The 23,388-nt window shown below is 37.7% G+C and carries 20 protein-coding genes; 15 read left to right on the top strand and 5 right to left on the bottom strand.

What is annotated here, in order from left to right:
- Nucleotides 1–19: 19 nt before the first annotated feature.
- Nucleotides 20–3,160, bottom strand: coding sequence for an efflux RND transporter permease subunit (locus tag GPDM_RS12565; protein ID WP_008431923.1), 3,141 nt, complete (start codon nt 3,158–3,160; stop codon nt 20–22).
- An 18-nt stretch (nt 3,161–3,178) separates the two neighbouring features.
- Nucleotides 3,179–3,997, bottom strand: a complete 819-nt coding sequence (locus GPDM_RS12560; RefSeq protein ID WP_008431922.1) for a TetR/AcrR family transcriptional regulator — start codon at nt 3,995–3,997, stop codon at nt 3,179–3,181.
- 240 nt (nt 3,998–4,237) lie between these two features.
- Between GPDM_RS12560 and GPDM_RS12555 the strand changes: the two genes are divergently transcribed.
- Nucleotides 4,238–4,759, top strand: coding sequence for a GyrI-like domain-containing protein (locus tag GPDM_RS12555; protein ID WP_008431921.1), 522 nt, complete (start codon nt 4,238–4,240; stop codon nt 4,757–4,759).
- Nucleotides 4,760–4,829: 70 nt separating this feature from the next.
- Here GPDM_RS12555 and GPDM_RS12550 read toward each other — a convergent pair whose 3' ends face one another.
- Nucleotides 4,830–5,300 (bottom strand): competence protein ComK, encoded by a 471-nt coding sequence (locus GPDM_RS12550; RefSeq protein ID WP_008431920.1) that lies wholly within the window; start codon nt 5,298–5,300, stop codon nt 4,830–4,832.
- Nucleotides 5,301–5,538: 238 nt separating this feature from the next.
- On the opposite strand from GPDM_RS12550, the gene GPDM_RS12545 reads away from it, so the two are divergent.
- Nucleotides 5,539–6,021: a sigma-70 family RNA polymerase sigma factor gene (locus GPDM_RS12545; RefSeq protein ID WP_008431919.1), complete on the top strand. Its 483-nt coding sequence runs from the start codon at nt 5,539–5,541 to the stop codon at nt 6,019–6,021.
- Between the two features lie 93 nt (nt 6,022–6,114).
- The gene (locus GPDM_RS12540; RefSeq protein ID WP_237704162.1) at nt 6,115–7,383 is read left to right on the top strand and encodes a sensor histidine kinase; all 1,269 of its coding nucleotides are present in this window, start codon (nt 6,115–6,117) and stop codon (nt 7,381–7,383) included.
- 28 nt (nt 7,384–7,411) lie between these two features.
- Here GPDM_RS12540 and uvsE read toward each other — a convergent pair whose 3' ends face one another.
- Complete coding sequence (gene uvsE, locus GPDM_RS12535; protein ID WP_008431916.1) at nt 7,412–8,284, bottom strand: UV DNA damage repair endonuclease UvsE; 873 nt, start codon at nt 8,282–8,284, stop codon at nt 7,412–7,414.
- Nucleotides 8,285–8,433: 149 nt separating this feature from the next.
- Here uvsE and GPDM_RS12530 point away from each other — a divergent pair, with 149 nt between their 5' ends.
- A complete protein-coding gene (locus GPDM_RS12530) occupies nt 8,434–8,853 on the top strand; it encodes a GNAT family N-acetyltransferase (protein WP_008431915.1) in 420 nt (139 codons plus the stop codon).
- A gap of 60 nt (nt 8,854–8,913) precedes the next feature.
- Here GPDM_RS12530 and GPDM_RS12525 read toward each other — a convergent pair whose 3' ends face one another.
- Complete coding sequence (locus GPDM_RS12525; RefSeq protein ID WP_008431914.1) at nt 8,914–9,672, bottom strand: NRDE family protein; 759 nt, start codon at nt 9,670–9,672, stop codon at nt 8,914–8,916.
- A gap of 264 nt (nt 9,673–9,936) precedes the next feature.
- On the opposite strand from GPDM_RS12525, the gene GPDM_RS12520 reads away from it, so the two are divergent.
- From GPDM_RS12520 to ystJ, 11 genes are all read left to right on the top strand, one after another.
- On the top strand, nt 9,937–11,610 hold the full coding sequence (locus tag GPDM_RS12520) for a diguanylate cyclase domain-containing protein (protein WP_008431913.1): 1,674 nt from the start codon (nt 9,937–9,939) through the stop codon (nt 11,608–11,610).
- Nucleotides 11,611–11,916: 306 nt separating this feature from the next.
- Complete coding sequence (locus tag GPDM_RS12515; protein ID WP_008431912.1) at nt 11,917–15,207, top strand: ATP-binding protein; 3,291 nt, start codon at nt 11,917–11,919, stop codon at nt 15,205–15,207.
- An 18-nt stretch (nt 15,208–15,225) separates the two neighbouring features.
- A complete protein-coding gene (locus GPDM_RS12510; RefSeq protein WP_008431911.1) occupies nt 15,226–15,921 on the top strand; it encodes a response regulator transcription factor in 696 nt (231 codons plus the stop codon).
- Between the two features lie 201 nt (nt 15,922–16,122).
- Nucleotides 16,123–16,911, top strand: coding sequence for a YveK family protein (locus GPDM_RS12505; protein WP_008431910.1), 789 nt, complete (start codon nt 16,123–16,125; stop codon nt 16,909–16,911).
- Nucleotides 16,853–17,548 (top strand): CpsD/CapB family tyrosine-protein kinase, encoded by a 696-nt coding sequence (locus GPDM_RS12500; protein WP_008431909.1) that lies wholly within the window; start codon nt 16,853–16,855, stop codon nt 17,546–17,548. Before GPDM_RS12505 ends, GPDM_RS12500 begins: the two co-directional genes overlap by 59 nt.
- Nucleotides 17,549–17,581: 33 nt before the next feature.
- Nucleotides 17,582–18,517 carry an SDR family NAD(P)-dependent oxidoreductase gene (locus GPDM_RS12495; RefSeq protein WP_008431908.1) on the top strand — a complete coding sequence of 312 codons (936 nt, stop codon included), beginning with the start codon at nt 17,582–17,584 and terminating at the stop codon, nt 18,515–18,517.
- An 18-nt stretch (nt 18,518–18,535) separates the two neighbouring features.
- Nucleotides 18,536–19,039 (top strand): sugar-transfer associated ATP-grasp domain-containing protein, encoded by a 504-nt coding sequence (locus tag GPDM_RS12490; RefSeq protein WP_008431907.1) that lies wholly within the window; start codon nt 18,536–18,538, stop codon nt 19,037–19,039.
- Nucleotides 19,040–19,120: 81 nt separating this feature from the next.
- The gene (locus GPDM_RS12485; protein WP_008431906.1) at nt 19,121–20,407 is read left to right on the top strand and encodes a nucleotide sugar dehydrogenase; all 1,287 of its coding nucleotides are present in this window, start codon (nt 19,121–19,123) and stop codon (nt 20,405–20,407) included.
- Between the two features lie 124 nt (nt 20,408–20,531).
- The gene (locus GPDM_RS12480; protein ID WP_008431905.1) at nt 20,532–20,861 is read left to right on the top strand and encodes a hypothetical protein; all 330 of its coding nucleotides are present in this window, start codon (nt 20,532–20,534) and stop codon (nt 20,859–20,861) included.
- Nucleotides 20,862–20,907: 46 nt separating this feature from the next.
- Nucleotides 20,908–21,591: a hypothetical protein gene (locus GPDM_RS12475; RefSeq protein ID WP_008431904.1), complete on the top strand. Its 684-nt coding sequence runs from the start codon at nt 20,908–20,910 to the stop codon at nt 21,589–21,591.
- Nucleotides 21,592–21,836: 245 nt separating this feature from the next.
- A complete protein-coding gene (gene ystJ, locus GPDM_RS12470) occupies nt 21,837–23,081 on the top strand; it encodes an NADP-dependent malic enzyme (RefSeq protein WP_008431902.1) in 1,245 nt (414 codons plus the stop codon).
- Nucleotides 23,082–23,388: the final 307 nt, after the last annotated feature.

Raw genomic sequence — 23,388 nt, 5'->3', positions numbered from 1 at the left:
GTGAGCTGCCTGTTTTAAATTAATTTACTTTTTTCTTGCGGAATTTCGCTACGACTTCGTAAACAATTGGTACGATGACCAACGTAAGGAGAGTCGAGCTGATTAACCCGCCGATTACAGTAATTCCGAGGCCTTGAGAAATCAATCCGCCGCCTCCACCTTCGACACCAAGAGCAAGAGGAATCAATGCCCCGATTGTAGCTAAAGCAGTCATTAAGATAGGACGCAAGCGAGTTACACCGCCTTCAAGAAGTGCTTCGCGAGTGCTGAGTCCAGCGTCTTCCATATGGATCACGCGGTCAATCAAGACGATCGCATTTGTGACAACGATACCGATTAACATCAACACACCAATCAATGCGTTAACACTCAATGCTTCACCCGTAATCCATAATGCTACGAGAACACCAATCACAGTAAATGGTAGTGAGAACAAAATGGAGAACGGTGCTAATGCGCCACCAAATGTGACAACTAGTACAAAGTATACAATGGCAATCGCTGCAAGCATGGCTAAACCAAGTTGCGTAAACGATTCATTAATTTGTTCTGTGACACCACCGTGATCTGTTGTAACTCCAGCTGGTAATTCAAGTTCAGCAATTTGCTCATCAATTTCCGTAGTAATTTCAGCAGCGTTATTGCCTAAAACATCTGCCGTCAGAGAAGCGAACATTTGACCATCTCTCCGATTGATGGTATCTGGAGATTTGCCTTCTTCTACAGTCATCACATCGCTGACTTTAACAGAAGTTCCAAGAGCTGTTGGGATTTCAACAGAAGTAACATCTTCGATTCCAGCGTATTCGGTTTCTTCTGTTTCGATATACACATTAATGTCTTTGTCTTCATGAGTAACGGTCGTTAAGACAGGTGCCTCACCGACACTACTTAAAGCCATGCCAATTTGTGCGGCAGTCAATCCATTTTCACTTAAGCTTTGTTGACTTGCGACTAATGTAAATTGATCGTAAGCATCAGTCAAGCTAGATTCTGTGTTTTCGAGGCCATCGTTATCTTCCATGAATGGCTGGATTTCTTTGATTGCCGATTGAATATCTTCAACATTATCCCCATAGACGAATAATTCTAAGCCATTTCCGCCAGTAGGCGCAAAGTCCATACTTGCCCATTCGCCAAATTCTGTTGAGCTATTCAAGTCTTCGATCAATTTTGTACTTTCATCACCAAAGTCTACAAAATCATCATCATATTCAATATAGAACAATGCGGAGTTATTTCCACCGCTGCCCATTCCGGACATTGGATTATCTCCACCAAGCGAATATTGATAAGACGTCACGCCTTCACGGTCGCTAATGGCAGATTCTGCTTCAAGCGCTATTGCTTCTACATCTTCAAGTGTTTGTCCGGGTTCTGGGCTATAAGTAGCCATTACCATCTTCTGTTCTTCTTCAGGTAAGAAACTTACACCGATGATTGGTATTAAGAATAAACTAGCGACAAGTACGAGCGAAGCCCCGCCAAAAGTAATGATCTTGTGATTTAATGACCACTCCAAAATACGTTTGTAACTTGCGGCCATTTTCCCTGGCTTGTGTTCTTTGTGCGCGGATGTAACAGTATCCATATTCGTTAATTGCTTGCGGTACATTAAATGCGCCATCATTGGAACAATTGTAACAGCGACTAATAGAGAAGCTGAAAGTGCAAAAACAACTGCTAATGCAAACGGTAAAAATAACTCTCCGATTTGTCCGCTAACAAGCGCGAGTGGCAAGAACACTGCGATTGTAACCACTGTAGAAGAAAAGATCGGTAAGAACATTTCACGTGTAGCTTCACGTATTAATGCTTTACCACGTAACTTTTCGCCAGGTAATGCCATACGACGATAAATATTTTCGATAACAACAATCGAGTCATCAATCACTCGACCGATGGCAACCGTTAATGCACCAAGTGTCATAATATTTAGCGTAATATCCATTTGATTTAATAAGAAAATCGCCATTAATAACGATAACGGGATTGAAATAATCGAAATTAATGTTGTTTTAAAGCTACGTAGGAATAACAAAATGATTACCACTGCAAATAAAATACCGAATAAGGCTTTGCTGAGCATCGTTTCAACCGATTTTTCGATCGGCTCTCCTTGGTCAAATGATGAAGAAACGGTCAAATTGTATTCGTCTGCCATATCGGCAACGATTTCTTGAACCCCATTCACGACTTCAACAGTATTTGCATCGGGGGACTTGATAATGGAAATACTAATTGCCTCTTCACCATTAGTCCGTGAAATGGACTCGGCTTCACTGACAACTTGGATGTCCGCTAATTCACTCAGTGCAATCGTCGGAATCGCAGCCGGTGCAGCAACAGGTGGCTGTGCTTGAGATGCGCCTGGAACCGAAGTAGGTGCTTCAATTGGTGCAGTAGCAGCAGCTTGAGGAATAGCTGGAATTTGTAAGTTTTTCAAATCATCAACAGATGTGATATCGCCATCAATGACTAAATTTTTCAATTCGCCATCAAAATTCGTTAATCCTAATGGGAATGTCAAATTCGATCCTTTGATGATTTGTTGAATGGTGTCTTCAGTTAAACCGTATTGCGTTAAAGCTTGCTGATCAAAAGTCATCGTGACTTTTTGAATACGTTGTCCAGATACTTGGGCTTCTGACAAACCAGATACACCTTCAAGCGCAGGCAAGACATTGTTTTCCACTGTATCTGTTAGTTCTTCTAGTGAACTTTCCGAATTACTAATGCTTAATGCTAGAACAGGGAAGGCATCTAAACTAAGACGAGAAACTTGAGGGTCATTTGCAGCCTCAGGAAGTGTGACTTTCGATAAGGCATCTTCTAACTCACGAGCTGCTTGGTCCATATCGACTTCAAAATCATATTGTACTTGTATGGTGGATGCGTTCGCCATCGAAGTAGACGTGATCAACTCAACGCCATTCATGTTTTGAATTCGTTGTTCCATAGGCACTGTGACTTCTTCCATAATTTCGTCAGGTGCTGCACCTGGATATACAGTAACAACTGTAACCGCGGGAAGGGTAATGCTTGGTATGGATTCTTGTTTCATCGTCAAGCCGGCATATAAACCAGCCACTACGACCATAATCGTTAAAATCCAAATCGCAAATTTGTTGTTTAATGAAAAATTAATAATTTGTTTCAAGGTGGTTGCTCCTTTTCTTTAAATAAACTTTTCTAAATAGGCAACTTCATTTTTAATAAAAGAAAACTGCTTTAAGTAACCCAATAAAGCTTCAATTAAAAATGTCTGCGGTTCATCTTGTTCGACTTGTTCTTTTAATAAATGGAGTGTTGCTAATAGCTTTTCTTGATTTGTCTCAGAAGCTTTAATTTTTTTAGTGATTTGCAGAAAGCTTTCTTCAATTGTAGCGGCCGGAGAACGAGCCTCATTTAAAACAGGTTCCATGAAATCTAAGTTATTTACAACTGCATCGATTGTCGTTGTGATGAAGTTGACGAGCTTATCAATGGATACTTGTTTTTTTTCAAATACCAGCACGAAAATGTATTGTTGCATCAACCCTTCTAGAATTGCGACTAAATCAGGGAGAAACGGCTCGATACTTGCTCCATAAGTGTCTAATAAAATAGTTTTATGTAGCGTAATGGTAGACTGTCTCAATTCCATAAAAACGTCTTTTAATGTTTCGCTTTCGGTAAGTGTGAAATCTTTAAACACCATCATGAAAAACTCATGGTTGGAAAGCGTGCGTTCTATTTCAATCGCTAATTTTTTCTTGAAAATGTCTTTGCTATCATCTTCCTGGGTAGACTGGGAATTCGAAATTTCCATCATTATTTCTTGGTGATGTTGCTGTAAAATCTTGATAAAAAGAATTTCCTTTGAATCGAAATGTTTGTAGAAAGCACCTTTTGAAATTCCAGTGGCTTCTGCGATTTCTTGCACAGAGGTTTGGTGAAAACCCTTCAAAGAAAATAGACGTACGGCATGTTTCATTAATTCTGTTTTTTTATCCATTAGACTCCTCCTGGACTGCGTAGTCACATAAAGTGACTTATTGGTCAGTTGTTTTAGATTATATAAAAAAATAGGTAAAGTCAATTTGGATGTCTTGGATTTATTACGTATTTAGTGATGGTTCGTAAATTTCTTTACTATTGACAACTAGTTATTTTTTACTAAGCGATTAAAAAAGCTACTCTAGCGGGTATAGAAGAGATAGTGATGCCTTTAATCGATCAAAGAGGAGAGGGTTGGATGCTACAGAAATACATCAGTGAGCCATTTGTTGAAGAACGGACAGAACAACCTTATGTTGGAATTCCGATTTTAGCAGGACTTTCGGAATGGGAAGAGGTCAATGGACTTGTGGGAGAACTATTTGAGTGGCTAAAAACGCAAGGTACCAAGCCAGCAGGTGCACCATTTTTTCGCTATTGGTGTATGGGGGATTCAGAAGGTAAGTATAAAATGGAAGTTGGTGTACCAGTTAAACGTATGGTCGCGGGAGATCGACGTGTAGTAGTCGGATATATACCAGGAGGTTCCTATGTAACCGCGTTGCACAAAGGTCATCCTGAGAATTTGGAAAAGTCTCTTGAAGCGTTAGAGCAATGGGCTATGCAGGAAGGATTGGATATTGACAAACGCTGGGAAGGCGAAGCGGAAATTTGGAACGGGCGTTTTGAATTTTATGTGACGGACATAGAAGCAGAAGAAGATTTAAACAAGTGGGCCATTGAAATTGCATTTTTACTGCTAGGGGACGACGCAGCATAAAGCGATAAAAGACACCTCTCTATGTACTGGGCTTCAACCAGTACATAGAGAGGTGTCTTTACTATTACAGTTAAGATTTATTTTTCTGGCGAACATTGGAATAGTAATAAATCATTTCATACATACGGCTTCGTTGCTTTTGTAGAATACCAATAGAGACATTAATTTCTGTCGAGACCTTGAACTCATCAAACAAGACACGAGCCCTGTTTGAAGCGATAGTTTCGAGGCGGTAATGATGATTGAAAATCCATACGCAGTCAGGATGATCTGGAGATTTGGTGGGATAGGCTGCCAGTCCATCTTCTGAGATGAGAAGTGTTGTTTTTTTATGTTGTTTGAGGTTATGGCGTGTTGCTTTGACACGGCCTTCGTATGTAGACGCGAACATCATACATGTTTTATCAATCAAAGTTAAAACAGAATGGCGGGAGTAAAACACGCCGTCTTTTGTTGTAATCTTTGATTTTTTATCTTTTTCAAAATAGTTTTCCACAAACAACACGGATCGATCAAGTAAATTGTCATCATAATTCTTCACTATCAAAAGCTCCCCTTTCTCAACACATGAAAATTTTACCACCTCCAACTTTAAGTGACAATATATTTTTAGAAAATAGATACTGTTCTGACTATTTATCTGCTTGAACAATTTGTTTCATAAAGAGAAACGGATAGTTTGCCATAGAAAACGTTATGATCGGTGAGTGGCTGTTAGTAAGTTCATATCTTATTCTGAACTGACCCGGGAATCTACGAACGTTCAAAAGGATAAGACAATGAGAAATTTTGAAGAAGTAGCAGTTCAATATGCGCCAATGATTTCAGCGATCATTCGCAAATTGCATATTTATCGTGATTATGAAAGCTTCCGTCAACTCGGCAATATCGCCTTATGGCAAGCATGGCTGCGTTTTGATGATACTAAAGGAAACTTTACACCGTTTGCTTATCGCAGCATTCAAGGAGCAATGCTCGATGAATTAAAAAGAGAAACAAAACGAAATGAACAGATCAGTTATCTTGGACCTGATATGAAGGAAGAGAATATAGAAGAAATCAAAGAATGTCTGCCAGAATGGCTCGGAATCGACATGTTGAGTGAGCATGAAAAAAGGTTGCTAAATGCACTTTATGTACAAGAATGTAGCTTAAGAGAATTGGCTGTTATTGAAAATATTTCGCTGGCAGGCATGAAAAAAAGGCGAGAGCGCTTAATAACTAAGTTACGAGAGACAACACCTCATCCTTATAAGAAGTAGAGTGTGCGCCATAAAAAGGTGGTAGGGAACAAAAGGGAATTGTATACTAATAGAAACTGATGGAAAGAAGTGGAGATGGAAAATTTGGAAGCAATGATGACTGGCATGATCAATAATATTTTCTTCATCATCTTTCCGATTGTTGTTTATCAATTGTTGACGACAACAGGTCAACGGAATTTTTTTGGTAGTCATCGCTTAAGCTTGACCATTTTATTTTCTATTTCTATTGTTCTTTGTATGACTTTTCCTTATCAAGTTGTTTCAGAAGACTATATTTTTGATTTGCGTCAAGTTCCAATGATTCTAGGGGCGTTATACGGAGGGCCACTCGTATCAGCTGTTTTATTTTTGGTTGCAGCGATTAGTCGAATTATCATCGGTGGAGATGGAATGTACATTGCGGTACTCAATCAATTGATCATTGCAGCAGGAGTTCCTTTTTTACGGCCAATGTATATGCGCATAAATCGGTTAATGAAGGTCGGGTTGGTATTTAGTATATCGATAGTTTCGTTACTGTTTAATATGCTTGCGGGTTATTTCTTTTTTGGAGATCCAATTCATGACATTATTGGTATATGGCTCATGTTAATGCTTAACCAAGGAGCGATAACTGCTTTAACGGCCTTACTGATTGAACATATACAGCGACAGGAATACATGTATAATTCTTTGTTAAAACACGAAAAGATGGAAACTGTGAGTCATTTTGCGGCAGCCGTTTCGCATGAATTGCGAAATCCTCTACAAAGTATTAAAGGGTTTGTTCAACTAATGAAAGAGTACGAGTACAGTCGTGACAAACAAATCGAGTTTCACGAAATGGTGTTAAACGAAATTGAATCTGCAGAAGATTTAATCGATGATTATCTTGTTTATGCAAAACCTACCTATGGTCAGTTGGAAGCCTCTAACGTTTCTTGTGAAGTTCAACATGTTTTAAAAATCATGATGCCTTATGCAAATGGAAAAGGTATAGAAATGCATATTACGGAAATGGACAGGGATGCTGAAACTTTAATGGACCGTCATAAGTTTCAACAAGCCATAGTCAATATCATTCGAAATGGTATTGAAGCAATGCCAAATGGCGGAATGTTGGCGATTGCGGTTAAATCGACACCGGCTATAGTAAGCATCCACGTAACCGACGAAGGAATTGGCATGACAAAAGAAGAGGTGCGACGTTTAGGCGAGCCATATTTCTCAAGCAAAATTAAAGGAACCGGACTTGGGATGATGGTAACTTATAGCATCGTTAGCCAAATGAACGGACATATTTTTGTGGATTCAGAAAAAGATAAAGGCACCGAATTTCGATTGGAATTCCCTAATCTTACAAACTCCACTAATAAATAAACCAGCGTCCTCCGAAGAGGATGCTGGTTTATTTATTAGTAAATTGATGGATAAAAGGAAGAACAGATTGTTCTTTTAGTTTAGCTTCGAACATAATATCGGCATCGATGCCATTTAATACAAGCAATAACTCTTGGAAGTCGGTTTCAGACACCATATTATGATGGCGAAGGTCTGTAAATCCTTCTTTTCCTGTACTAATATGAACCTTCGGCTTACCGTATCCTTGCCAAGTAGTAAGAATTTCTTTAAAATCTACAGATTCTCCATCATTATTGCAATTATGATGATGGATATCAAAGCAGATAGGCACACCGCACATACGATGAACATCTAAAACGTCACGCACCGTGTAGGTTTTATCATCGTTTTCTAAGCGCAATCGCTGGCGAATACTAGGGGATAATTCAAGGTAAACATCAGCAAAGCGCTGTTTGGCAACTTCTTTATCACCATATGCGCCACCGGTATGGAGAATGATGTCAGTGCCACCTAGCAATTGAATGAGTTTGTCATGATACTCAAGATCTTCTATAGATTTTCGAACAACTTCAGGTTTTGGTGAATTAATGACGGTGTATTGACCGGGATGAACGGAAATTCTCATATTGTGCATTTCGACAAAAGATCGAATTTCTTCTGTGATGGCTAATACGTCCGGATCATCCCACCATATCCAGTCATTGATGGGATGAGTGGAAAGCGGAACAATTGAGCTAGAAGCTCGGTAAAAATAAATATCGTGTTCTAAATTCCAATGGATGACTTCAAGTGTGGTGTTTAAATTTTTTAGCGTCAATTCTTTTATTTTGTCAGTACCTTCTGCTTCTGCAGTTGCTACACGCAAAGTTTTAAATACGGTTTTCAATTCTGTGTTCATGCAGGCATAGCCTAATCTCATGCATTTTCAACTCCTTCTTCAACGTATACCCTTTCTCTACCTTCTGCATTCCTATTCTTTCGATAAATCCAGTAATTGTATAGTGAGTGCCATAACAAGCGAGGTATACTAGTTTATAGTAAAGCACATTTAAAGAAGAGGTGAGTAACATGACTCGTTTAACTTTGCATACGGGCTATCAAGAAGAAGAAACATGTTTTATAAAGTACCAATTAATTAAACATAACAAAGGGAAAGTAGCTTACACGGAAGAAGAAAAAATTAACCTCATTTTAAAAGATGATGAAGAAAATATACTTGGAGGTCTTGTAGGTCATATTGATTGGGAATGTTTTTTTGTCGATATCTTATGGGTCGATGAGTCGTTACGTGGATTAGGAAAAGGACAAGAATTAATCCGTGAAGCAGAAGGGGTAGCGATTAAAAAGGGCTGCCGCTTTATCCGTCTAGAAACATTCAGCTTTCAAGCACCAGAGTTTTATAAACGATTAGGATTTAAAGAGATGGGGAAATTAGAAGATTTTCCTAAAGGGTATACGCATTATTATATGTATAAAGAGCTAAACTAAAGAGCAACGCCAATCATTTGATTGGCGTTGCTCTTTAGTTTGAGTGGAATAGTAATCCACCTAATTGATCTTGAAATTAAATTGATGATCTTCTTTAAATTTACCTTTATCGAAATTTCTTTCAACAAAGGTAAGTGTATTATCATGGGAAACTAAAACAACAGTTGCAGAGCGTGTACCATAATCAGGAGTTTTAATAAAAATAGGCGATAACATTCGTTCTAAGTCTAAGCCGACTCCGCTATCGGGAAGATGTGTATCGGGTGCATGATCCGCATCTGCCAAAATCGTAAAGAGCTCTTCTAAATCAGCCTCTTCTGTTTGGGCCATATAGGAAGCAAGATTTTCTTTGCCTTTTGTAACCTTTGGCCATGGTGTATTCAAAAAATGGTTGCTGAGAGCATGGGTACCTGGGGGAATCTCGTAAGATTCATTTTGAATGTTGTTGTAGTAAACTAATTTTTCAGCATCCCCTACAATAAGGTTGAAGCCGGCGTATTGCTTTGGATCAATCGACTGTAAGTAGTCTTCTGGAGAACTTTTATTAGCTAAAAAATCTTTAACAACAGCTCCTCTTGATAAAGGGCCTGCTTCTAAATTAGTCGGATCTCTAAAGTTTGTCAAAGCGGCAATGCGCCCCTGCTTCGTAACGCCTAACCATGTTCCTAACTGTGTCAAATCGCGACCAGCCAATATGGAAGGTTCATCCTTCCAAAAATGAGCAGGAGCTGCAGGACGACTATAAAATTCATCACGATTAGCGGCGATGATCAATTTATAGCTTGGGTGATTTCGAAATTGCAGGTTTATCAAGCACATAACTTATCCCCTTTTTGATTTATTATATACAATAATTATTATCAATGACAGAAGAGCACCTTGTGAACAAATGCAGACTTCCATAGTAAAAATAATAAGAGTAGGTGTATGCATAGAAACCAGTTCTGATTCTATAAAACTATGTTTTATTGATTTAATAGAAAAAAGTAAGGACTATCGATTCAATCCAAAATTTCTTCTGTTATACTATTAAAAGAGAATTCAAAGGAATTGGAAATTTTTAAGTATTCAGGAGGTAAAGCTATGGTGGAAGAAACAGCTTCATTATCTTTTATGCGTATATTGATGGAAGGAATTAAAGAAATGGTATTCGTTGTAAAAGTTGATGAAGCCGACTCTTTCACATATGACTTTTTTAACCAGGCAGTAGTAGAAAAAACGGGTTTAACTTCTGATGCTATGGGCAAGGCATTTAGCGAAGTTTGTTCCAAAGAAATGGCCAACTTTTTATATGATAAATACAAAGCAGTAGTTGAAACAAAGAAAAAAACGAGCTATGAAGACTCTTTTTATTCTAAAGAAAATAAGTTGTTATATTCGGAGACGTTACTTACTCCACTGTGCGATGAAACGGGAGAATGTACGCATGTTGTTAGTCTAGTAAAAGATATTACAAATGAAAAAAGAGCTTTGTTAGAAAGTAAAGAGGTTCACGCTCGACTTGAAGAAAGTAGTGCGCGTTACCAATCCTTATTTGATAGCAATGCGAGTGCTATATTCACATTAGATTTTAATGGGCGAATTATAGGAGGTAACTCTTCAAGCTTAGAACTTAGTGGATACACGAAGGAAGAGTTGTTAGAAGAAAATTTTGTACGCTTGATCAGTGTGGAAGATCGAAAACTAGCAAAAGAACATTTTCAGCTGTCAAAGGTAGGGGAAATGAAAGACGAACGTCTTCGAATCGCTAACAAATCTGAGCAGTTGATATCTTGTTTAGTGAAGTTTATCCCAATCAATGTAAAAGGAATGATTACAGGGTTTTATATGTCTGCAAAAGACATGACCGAATTAGATGAAATCTCGGGACTTTACAAGGCAGGGGAAGAAAACTTTCAAATTATTGCTGAAAATGTTCACGATGTCATTGTCTTGATGGATCAAAATAGACAATATCTATATGTGTCGCCATCCTCTGAAAATATATTTGGTTTTAAAGCTGAGTCAATTGTTCAAAAGAAAGCTTATTATCAAATTCATGCTGATGATATTAAACGAGTTGGCAGTAGTTTTGATCATGCTGCTAAAAATAGCATTACGTTTCGTGAGCAGCTTCGTTTATTGCATAAAAATAGAGGATGGATATGGACAGAAGTAGCGGGGACTCCTGTTTTAGGAGAAGATAATAAATTCAATCATATGGTGATCGTCGCAAGAGACATTTCGATTCAAAAAGAATACGAAAATCAACTCAAACATTTTGCCTATATCGATACCTTGACAGAATTGCCAAATCGTCGTTATTTCCAGGAGTATGCAACTAAAAGGTTAGAAATGAGCAATGAAAGCCGGGAAAAATTGGCTGTTCTTATTTTAGATATCGATGATTTTAAACAGATCAATGATCAATGGGGACACGAAGTTGGCGATGGGGTTATTCAAGAATTTGGAAAGCGCTTAAATCACTGCATACTTGGAGAAAATATCGCTGCTCGTTTAGGTGGAGATGAGTTTATTGTTCTTTTAACTGAGATAGAGAGCAAAGAGCAGGTGACAAAAATAGCTGATGTTATCTACCAAGCAATGAAGATGCCAATTATCGTACAGGATTTATCTTTTGAGATATCCATTAGCATGGGTATTACGATGGCTCCTGAAGAGGGAGTGTCTATTTCAACTATGATGAAGCGAGCAGATTTAGCTATGTATAAAGCAAAACGGCAGGAAAAAAATTCATTTCAAGTAAGTCCAGCATGAACCAATTAGGTTCATGTTTTTTTGTTGACAGTTAACGAAGTGTTACAAAATTACGTTAAAGATCAAGCTGTGTTTGAATTTTCAGAAACGAAATAAGTTTTCTTTTAATATGAAAAATGGTATGATTTTGTTAAATCATTAATACCATTTAAAATACAAATAATGGTCGTTTTTGTAATTATATATACCTTATTACCACTTATTTATAGTAATAAGATGCTATATGTATCCTTACTATTGTAGGCAGAGAAAAAATTTACTATATGATTCAAATAATAAGGTTTTTTAACTAGTTGAGGTGAGGAAATGAAGAAAACACATTCGAAAATTTTGATGATTATTCAGCTTTTTTGTGTTTTTTGGATTTTTTTCTCAGTCCTCGCCAATGAAAAAATAGTAAGCGCCGATAGTCATGAAGAGACGGTTCGATTAAATGACACTATTAGCAAAGTCTCTCTATCAGAAAATCTTCAGATTCTGAAAGATCCAAAAGGGACATACGACTTAGAAGACTTGTTAGATCCTCCTGGAAGTTGGAAGTTTGTTCAAAATGAAAAGGGAGTTCCAAATGGGGGATTTTATTCTGATGTTTATTGGGTGAGATTTACTGTGGAAAACAATTCAAAAAACGAAGAATGGCTACTTGAACTTGCAAACGCCTTTGTTGATAATGCGATTCTATATTCTCCAGAACCTTCTGGAGAATATTCTTCTATTGTATTAAGTAATGGACAGACAGCTTCAGAAGGTGTGTATTCAAAACAGCCTCCTGTTTTCAAATTAGTTCTACCGAATGAGAACGGAAATACATTTTATATGAGAGTAGAATCACAAGGCGGCATGCATCTTCCTTTGACAATTTGGGAACATACAGCATTCAACACAAAATCTAACCAGACAATGGCATTAATCGGATTAATCAGCGGGCTATGCCTCATTTTTTGTTTATGGTGCATTAAATGGTATAGAACTTCTCGACAAGTCAGCTTTCTTTACCTCATCTTTTTAGCTTTTTCAGTGCTAGTTGCCTCTTCTTCTTGGAAAGGGTGGAGCTTTTCCTATATTTGGCCGGATGTAGAATGGTGGTATGGACAAACCATTTTAGTTACTTTCGGTACAGTAAGTTTAATGCTTATCTTGCTTACTAAAGAACTTTTAGCAAATGTGCTTGAATTATCCTGGCTTTCAAAAATGACCAAGGTGACAGGAGTTTACATCTTAATTTCATTCATTCTTTCTTTTTTTACCTATACAGTAGCATGCGCCATGCTATTTGCATTAGCAGCTCTAGTTATAGTGTTGTCTTTAAGTGCGACTCTATATGCTTGGAACAAAAGAGTTTCTTACATTAGCCCATATGTTGCAGCTTTATTGTTAGCCATTACTATCCTCGTTATTTCCTTTTTAACGGCTGCAGCAATTTTGCCTTATGCTGAAACTGTTCAATATCTCCTTTGTTTCTGTAGTTACCTGATTATCTTGCTTACTGCAAAAGCATTATTTTCAAAAGAAAAAGCACAACTTGAGAAACATGAACTACTTGAGCGTCAAGCAAATGAACGTCAATTGATGAAAATAGAAGCACTCAAAAATGCCAATAAACGAAAAGAGGAATTATTAGCGCATACATCAAGCGGCTTAAGAACACCTCTATACGGCATGATCGGCATTGCAGAAACGCTCCGGGCATCAGCTAATGGAAAAATCACACCTACTATGATGAATCAATTAAATGATTTAGTGACAAATGGAAAAAATATGGCGCATTTAGTAAATGAGCTCCTCAATTCTTCAAAACATAAACCAGATTTGTCGCACATTCATGTTAAAGCTCTAGCGGTGGATGAGTTATGCAACGAAGTTTTAGCACTTTGTCGCCCCTTGCTTCGAACAGAATCGGTAACGCTATATCATACTATTCCATCTACATTGCCTAAAGTCGTTGCAGATGCAGATCGTTTGCAACAGATTTTATACAATCTGGTCGACAATTCGATTCGTCATACGCATGAAGGAGAAATTGTTGTATCAGCTCGTGTTTTAGGAGAAAAACTAGAAATTTTAGTAAAAGACACGGGGATAGGTATAAAAGAAGAAAAGATTCCAACATTATTTGAGTGGGATATATCAAAAGGGAAAACGTATGAAAATCATGGCATGGGATTGAAAATTACTAAAAATTTAGTAGAGCTTCAAGGTGGCAAAATAAACGTTGAGTCACAAGAAGGAGTTGGCTCACTATTCAGCTTTACCGTCCCGTTACAAAAAGAGGATGGTTCAGTAACACTTATAAAAAATTATGAGTCAATCACTAAAGAGATGACAGCTCCGCAGCTAGCTGAGTCAATCATGAAACAACACTCATCTAGCAAAGAGTTGCACATTCTTGTCATCGACTCACAGGAAATTAATCGAATCGTATTAATTCGTCAATTATCAGCAGAAGGTTATCACGCCATAGGGGCAGAGGATGGACAGTCAGCTATGCACCTACTGTCGTATAAACCCATAGATTTAATCGTGATGGATGGATTCTTAACCGATATGACGGGTGATGAATTGTGCAGGCGCATCCGTGTAGAATTTACTTTAACGGAGTTGCCAATTTTAATGTTGTCCAACGTAGATAGTCTTCAGGAAAAAAAGGAAGCCTTTATAGCTGGGGCCAATGATTATTTACTAAAGCCTTGTGATAAAGAAGAGTTTTTACTGCGTGTTGGAACTTTAGCGAATACCAGCAGTTTAACGCAGGAAATCAGCAATTTGAATTTTTTCCTGGAACGTAATGTGAAAGAGCGAACAATGGAGCTTGAAATCACCAACCTAAATTTGTTAACAGTTAATGATGAAATACAAGAAATTGAGAAATCTAGAAATGAAATGTTATCCGCAATTTCACACGAATTAGGTACACCGATTACTTTGATTCATAGTTATATCCAGGCAGTTAAAGAAAGTTTAATCGAAGAAAATAATCCGCGTTATTTGGATATGATTCATAAAAAGCTATTACTTCTAGAACGTCTTACAGAAGATCTTGTAGAGTTGACAGAATACAAGTCAGGACATATGACTTTGCGTTTTGTAGAAAGAAACTTGGATGAGTGGGTAACGAGGCTAGTAGAATCAATGGCATCTGACGTTACACAAAGTGGGCGAGCTTTTGAATTTTTGGGCATAGAAAATCAAGATGGTATTACCCATACATTACTAAAAGTAGACTTAGATCGATTAGATCAAGTAGTATCCAATATTTTATGGAACTCTGTTAAGCATACTTCTGCTGAAGATGGAAAAATTTCGTTGATGATCGAAATTTTAGCTAAAGATAGCGACAATGCTCTTTTAGATGAAGATTGCGATGGAGAGCTTTTTATTCGAATTGCAGATAATGGCAGTGGTATTAAGAAAGAATCATTACCTCATATATTTGAACGGTTTTATAAAATCAATAATTCTGCTAACTATAAAGGGAGCGGACTTGGACTGGCAATTGCTAAAGAAATTATTTTGGCGCATAAAGGACAAATTTGGGCAGACAGTACAGAAGGGCAAGGAAGCGAATTTATCATTGTACTGCCATTAACTTTTCAATAGAGGAAAGGAGGAAGACAGATGAATGCTGCGACTATAATGATTGTAGAAGATGACGATGGTATCCGTGAACTGCTGCGATTATTTCTTCTTAAAAAAGGTTACGAAGTTGTGCAAGCAGAAGATGGATTTCAAGCATTAGCGTTATTGGAAAAAGAAAAACCTGATCTTATTTTACTGGATGTTGAAATGCCGGGCATGGATGGACTGGAAGTATGCAGAAGAATTCGTCTGAAAACCACTTTGCCCATTTTATTTGTCAGTTACCGCAAAGAATTGGTTTATAAAATTCAAGGGTTAGAAGCTGGTGGGGATGATTATATTACAAAGCCCTTTGACTTTAATGAGTTGGAGGCTCGTATACGTGCAATTCTTCGGAGAAACGGTTGGAGAAATAACGTAGAAGATCAATTGACCATTTTAAAATACAAAGATCTCCACATTCATGTAGATGCTCGTGAACTGTATTTGGAAGGAGCTCAAGTAAAGCTTTACCACAAAGAGTTTCAATTATTGCTGCTATTAGCTCAGACACCAAATCGAGTCTGGACGGCTGAGCAATTATACGATCAAGTGTGGGGCTATTATTCTGAAGGTGATGTGCAGACAGTTAAAGTACACATTAGCAAACTACGTAAAAAAATTGAAAAAGACCCAGCAAATCCAGAATTCATTCAAACGGTTCGAGGTTTTGGCTACAAGTTTATATGGGAGTAAAAGCACTCGGTTTATAAAACCGAGTGTTTTTTATATATATCCTGCTTTTTTTGAAAATAATGCAATACTAAAGAACTGCTCGGGAGTTGTCTAAGACTATATTTTTCCTTTTTATTTGAATTTTTAGATTATTTAACGTTTATTTAACCTTGGACTTCTAATATACTAGTTATAAAGGATGAACCTTAGGAGGATTTAGTTATGGAGAGTACATTTAATCTGAATAAATTCCTGAAAGCGATGCACAAAAGAAAAGCTTTGATCATTTTTGTTACTCTCGCTTTTGTGGTGTTTGCGGCAGTAGCAAGCTACACCATCATGCAACCCGTTTATAAAGCAACGACACAAATTTTAGTAAACCAAAACACAGTTAATAGCCAAGATGTTAACAGTCTTGATATTAATACCAATCTTCAATTGATTGGAACGTATAATGTCATTATTAAAAGTCCAGCCATTTTAACTACTGTAATTGAAGAGTTAAAACTTGAGGAAACGGTTCAATCGTTGACGGATCGAATTACGGTAACCAATATTGAAAGTTCTCAAGTTGTAACGTTATCCGTTGAAGACTCTTCTATGGAGCAAGCTGTCCTTTTGGCTAATACGATTGCCAAAGTTTTTCAAGAAGAAATCCAACAAATGATGAAAGTTGATAATGTCAGTATATTAGCTACAGCAGAGATGACGGCAAATCCAAAACCGATTCGTCCCGATCCTATTTTTAATATGGCGATTGGCGCAGTGGTTGGTTTGGTTTTTGGGGTAGGCATAACGCTAATTTTGGATCAGTTAAATACGACAGTTCGTTCAGAAGAGGATATAGAAGACATGCAAGGACTTCAAGTATTAGGAATCGTAAGTCCCGTAGATAGCAACTTGAAAATGGAAAAGCCATTAAATTTATCAGATAGATTGGAGAAGGATAATTATGCGGACAGCGAACAAGACAAAAAGATTAATGCCACGAAAATTGGTGGTTCGTACTAATCCACATTCAATTGCAGCTGAACAATATCGAACAATACGAACGAACATTAACTTCTCAATGCCTGATTTAACTTCGAAAATTATTTTGTTTACATCGGCTTCAAAAGAAGAAGGTAAATCAACCACTGCTGCAAATATGGCTATTGTTTTTGCAGAAACTGGAAAACGAGTTTTATTAATTGATGCAGATATGCGACGTCCGACATTATTTAGAACTTTCCAATTAGGCAATAATACAGGTCTGTCTAATTTACTGTTGGGGAAAGGCACGTTGAAACATTCGGTTAAAGCGAGTGGAATTCCAAATTTGGATTTGCTAATGAGTGGACAAATTCCGCCAAATCCAGCTGAATTACTAGAGTCAGATACTTTGGATGAATTAATGGGAGAGATGCGGGAACTATATGATTATGTTCTTTTTGATTCACCGCCAATCCTTTCCGTTACCGATGCTAAAATCTTAGCGAACAGATGCGATGGAACGGTATTAGTTGTAAACACAGGAAAATCAGAAAAAGTAAGTGTCGAAAAGGCACGAGATTCTTTAGCAACTGCGAAAGCATTTATTTTAGGGGTCGTTTTGAATAATTATCCGTTAACAAGCGAAAATTATTATTACCATAATTATAATGATTGAAAAAGCTGACTCAAAAGGAAAGGAAGAAAACGTATGAAGATCGATAAACGACGTATACGCAAAAGCCTTCATCGTTCTCAAAAGACTTTCCTTCTTGCTTATCGGCAGTTCCGTACGTTTGTGTTGGAAGGATTTGAACATTTCGAACAAAAATTTGAGCACAAAAGCTTGTCAAAGATGGAGCATCTCACAGGAAAAGTCGTGATGATTACCGGAGCAGGGGGAATGATCGGTTCAGAAATTAGTCGTCAGTTACTGAAAATTTCTCCCGAACGTATTTTGCTAGTCGGACATGGTCCACAATCGATTTATACAATCGAGTATGAGCTAAGAAAACAATTGGGGGATCAAACAGAAATCATCCCCATCATTATGAATATTCAAGATAAAAAAAGAATTTTTGAAGTGGTTGAACTGTATATGCCAGATGTGATTTACCACACAGCAGGCAATCATCAAATTGATTTTACAGAAGAACAATTTGCTGAAGCTGTATACGCGAATGCACTAGGAACAAATAATATTGCAGAAGCAGCGAACCGATATAATGTGGGGGTATTTGTTCTAGTTTCCTCGGGACAGGCAGAAAACCCCAGTAACTTACTAGAAGTTACTAAAAGATTATCAGAAGTTATTGTGGAGAGTATTTCACAAACCAGTTTAACAAAATACATCATTATTCGATTACCAGGGTTTTTCTTTACTGAGCAGTTAGCTTCAAAGTTTTATCCAGTTTTTGAGCAGCAAGTAGAAGTTATTAATGCAGTCCAAAAGGTTCTTCAAATTGGTGGTACAACAACTGCATTTGATAAAGGAGACTTAACGCAATACAAAAATAAGTTTGTTTATACAGAACTTCAACAACAGGAAGAGCTTAGTCAAATAGAGATGGCACGTCTATTAAAGCAGCTGAAAACAGCCTCTGAGGATGAAGTACAAGAACTTGTAATATCAATTATTAAGCAATAAAAAGAAAGGGTGGAAGAAATGGGAGCAGAAAAATATCATAATGAGTATCTTTTCGAAGAAGTTTTTGGAAGAAGTGTGCCATTCCAAAATGACGATATGATAGAACAACATCCCTTTTTAAACAAAATTTATCCCTATTCGTTGAATATCATCCATTTGGTAACGTATTGCGAAAACAATACAGTTGCATTGCTATCAGGAAGTTTAGAAATTGGGACAGTTGATAGTAATGTGGACGTAGAAAAGCAAATTGGAGAAGTTTCATGTGGTTTGGATCAAGAAGGAAATTTGAAACCGTATGCTTATCATTTAAAAACTCTTCAAAAAATCGACAAGCATCCGCAAACGCGGTTTGTCTTTGAAGGGGGTAAAATCCCGAATTTTGACCAACTTAAGGCTTTTGCTATTAACCTTCATATCGAAAATAAAGTAGATGATGTGATTTCTTGGAAGTTTGCACTAGATTCAAAAGGACAAGCTATTCTAATTACGTGGTTGAGAGAAAAAGAAAATTTACTTTAAAAATGCAACACAATTTGAACAATGAGAGAGGGCAATCCGAATAGCTCAATGGGAAAGTAAAAAAGGGGGAAAACTGTCACTATGTTAGACAATCTGAAAATAGCAGTAGTTGGATTGGGTTATGTCGGATTGCCCGTAGCGGTTGCTTTTAATCAAAAATATCCAGTTACAGGCTACGACATAAGTACAGCCAGAATTCAGGCATTAATGCTAGGTGTGGATAAGACTCATGAAATAAGCCGTGAGGAACTGACAAAAGCAACAATTGCTTTTACAACCGACCCTGCAGATTTACAAGATGCAGGTTTTATTATTATAGCGGTACCTTCTGCTCTGGATAAAGATCAGTTGCCAGATATATCTGCTATAAAAATAGCAAGTAAATGCGTAGGACAACATATGAAAAAAGGAGCAGTTGTGGTCTATGAAACAATCGTCGGACCTGGAATGACTGAAGACATCTGTATTCCTTTGCTAGAAAAGTATTCAGGCTACGAAAATGGCAAGGAATTTTTTGTAGGCTATTCTCCGGCAAGAACATTACCAGGAGATAAAAAGAATAACTTCAAGAATATGAAAAAAGTAGTTGCCAGCCAAAACGAAGAAGTCACTGCTTTTCTTGCGTTAGTATATGGCAGTGTAGTGAATGGAGGCATTTACAAAGCACCTTCTATCCAAGTTGCTGAAACAGCAAAGTTAATCGAGAACATTCAAAGAGATGTTAATGTGGCTTTGATAAACGAATTGGCGTTAATTTGTGAGCATTTAGAAATTGACACACAAGAAGTATTGGCGACAGCTGGGAGCAAACGGGATTTTGTGAAGACTGTACCAAGTTTAGTAGGGGGACAAGAGATCGAACTCGCATCATTTTATTTAACAGATAAAGTGAAAGCGCTTGGACATAGCTCTCAAGTTATCTTACCAGGGCGAAAAGTTAACGACGGTATGGGCCGGTTTATTGCACAAGCTTTGATGAAAAAAATGATTCAAGAAAATGTTATTTTATCTGAGGGTCGCGTGATTATTTTAGGACTGTCCTTTAAAGAAGATGTTCCTGACTTACGCAATTCTAAAGTAGTAGACATTGTTACAGAACTAAGATTGCATGGCATTGATGTTCAGTTAGCCGATCCTTATGCTTCTGTTGAAGATGCGCAAAGCCATTACAAATTTGAATTATTACCTCATCAAGAATTGCAACCGGCCCATGCAGTGGTGTTAGCTGTTCCACATAAAGCTTATAGGAACAATAGTTGGAAACTGTTTGAAGACTTATTAATCGAGCAACAAGGAATCGTATTTGATATTAAAGGTGTACTAGAGGAAGCGAAAAAACCAGAAAAGATTCACTTATGGCGCTTATAAAAGTATACGTCACCATTGGAACTCTCTGCACAGGGCAGGGGGTTTTTTGTATTATAGAGTCTAACTGTTTTTTCAGAAGAGCAGAAGGGTATGGAATACTATAGAAATAAAGGAGGGCGAAGTTATGGAAATAGTGCCGAAAAAAGATTTACTAAAAGATCGTTACGGAAATTATTACATGGTATCGTATGCTTCTAAAAAGTCGTTAACGATTGTAAATGCAGCAATGTTTCATGCATTCAACCAAATACTAGACGAGGAACTTGTGGAAAAAGTAAAAGCAAAATACCCGAATGATGTAGCCTGTGGAAAATATTTTGCCGATTTGGTTCATGAACAAATTGAACAAATGAGTCATTCAGATGAGTCAGGAACTATTTACGATATTGAAGATGTGAAAAAGGAATATGATTTGCATATGAAACCTTTATACGACGACTCTTTCCATCTCTAAAAGCATTCGATCATGCACATGACTTTCCTAAAGGAGAAGATTCGATATGCTGAAATTCATGAGTTTTACTTTAGCTATACTGTTGCTATTAACAGCATGCAATAGTGAAAGCTCAGAAGAACAACAGTCTCCAGAAGAGGATAGTAATCTAATTGAAGAAGGATCAGAAAATGCAGTAGAAGAGCAAACTGACGATGAAGAAACCGTATATATAGATTTGTCTACTTTTTTTATGCCAGACACTTCTACAGCTACTTTTCTTGGAGAAGGAAATGAATACGCAAGTTTTACACTTCGGACCGTTTATATGGATGATCAACATATCGCTACTTATGAAGACAATGGCGGAACAGTGATGTTGAAAGTTTACAGAGTGGGCGAAAATGCGGTAGAACTAGTGAAAGAGCAAACTGAATTTTATGAGGACTTTGTTGCAAGTTCAGAAGAATTAGAGGCATTACAACCAATTCGAACGTATTTAACTTTGCCGTTAGAAGTAGGAACGGTAATTGAAAACTGGACAGTTACTGAAACAGATGCGACCGGTGAGACGCCTTTTCAAAAATTTAAAAACGCAATTGTTCTTGAAAGTGAAGAAACTGAAAATGCGATGAATAAAACTTACTTTGCTGAGGGATATGGTGAGGTAAAGCGTGAATTTCGGATGCAAGAAGAAGGACAAGAAGAATTTGTTGTAACTTCTGTATTAGAAAGTGTTGAAATAGAGTAAGCGCATAGATGACGAGCCTACCGATATTAGGTAGGCTTTTTTGTGAGAAAATATCGCCTGCGGATATCATCACTAATTTGTTCATTGGCTAAAGTATTCGAGTAAATAGATTTAGTTGGACCTACTAAATCTTTTGACGCTTTATCCGCCTAAAGTCTGATTATTGTTAGAATTGATTGAAAAGTCTTTCAATTATCTAAATACCCTTTATAATGAACAATTATGAACCTAAGGAGATGAGGCAAATGTCCAATCTAAAAAATGATTCGCTGCAATTGCATAGAACGCATCAGGGAAAAATGGAGATTCGTTCAAAGGTAGCAGTAGAAAACGAGAGGGACTTAAGTCTCGCTTATTCTCCTGGAGTAGCGGAACCGTGTAGAGAAATCGCAGCTGACCCATCGAAAGTTTACGAGTATACGATGAAAAGCAATATGGTCGCAGTGGTAACAGACGGTACTGCAGTTCTCGGTCTGGGCAATATTGGTCCTTTAGCATCGCTACCTGTCATGGAAGGAAAAGCAATTTTGTTCAAGGAGTTTGCTGGTGTAGATGCTTTCCCGATTTGTTTAGATACAACAGACGCTGAAACCATTATTCAAACCGTGAAACTGCTTGAACCTGGATTTGGTGGAGTGAACCTTGAAGATATTGCCGCTCCGACTTGTTTTATTGTAGAAGAACGGCTGAAAAAGGAAATGGGCATCCCGGTGTTTCATGACGATCAACACGGGACAGCTATTGTCACGTTAGCAGGATTGATCAATGCATTGAAATTGGTTGGAAAAGACGTTCAAGAAACGAAAATAGTTGTTAACGGTGCCGGAGCTGCAGGTATTGCGATTGTCAAATTACTAAGCAAATTTGGCTTTGCCCATCTAATTATGTGTGATACAAAAGGAGCCATTTATAAAGGACGCAAAAATGGTATGAATCCATTTAAAGCGGAAGTGGCTGAAATGAGTAATTATGAACGCAAAGAAGGTTTGCTAGCGGATGTAATAAAAGGCGCGGATGTCTTTATCGGTGTATCAGCTGAAGGTGCATTGACTGAAGAGATGGTTCAGACAATGAATAACGATGCTATTATCTTTGCAATGGCAAATCCAAATCCAGAAATTCTTCCGCATTTGGCGAAAAGTGCAGGAGCAAGAGTTGTGGGAACAGGTCGTTCTGACTTTCCGAACCAAGTCAACAATGTACTGGCATTTCCAGGGCTCTTTAGAGGGGCTTTAGATGTATTGGCTACTGATATCAACGATGCGATGAAAATCGCCGCAGTCGAAGCCATTGCAGGCTTGTTAGAAACAGATGAATTAAACGAAGAGTACGTAATTCCTAAACCATTTGATTTACGTGTAGCTTCAGCGGTAGCGGCAGCAGTGGCTAAAGCAGCTATCGAAACAGGAGTAGCCCGGAAAACAATTGCAACAGATGACTTAAAGCAAAAAACAGCTAGTTTATCGGCAATTGGAGAAAAGCATAGTTAAAAGCAAAACCATCCGAAGACGGATGGTTTTAGCTTGTAGCCAAAAGAATATTTACTTCTTTTTTTGTATGCATGCGGGATTCTCCACACCTAGTGGACGCCTTCCGCGGACTCCGCGCTGAGCCTCCTCGTCGCAAGCTCCTGCGGGGTCTCATCACTTCGTTTTTCCGCTGGAGTCGCCACTAGGTGCTCCGAATCCTAGAGTGAGTAGGGAAAATATTTTAACACGTTGTTTATACGGTGAAGCGCACTAAAGCATTTCACTTTGTTCGTAGCAAGAAGCCTTCAACTGGGATGGTCCACGGAGA

It is taken from the genome of Planococcus donghaensis MPA1U2 (genome assembly GCF_000189395.1).
In the GTDB taxonomy this organism is placed as follows: Bacteria; Bacillota; Bacilli; order Bacillales_A; family Planococcaceae; genus Planococcus; species Planococcus donghaensis_B.
The sequence above is the reverse complement of the archived record's forward strand: the minus strand, read 5'-3'. Positions and strand labels throughout refer to the sequence as shown.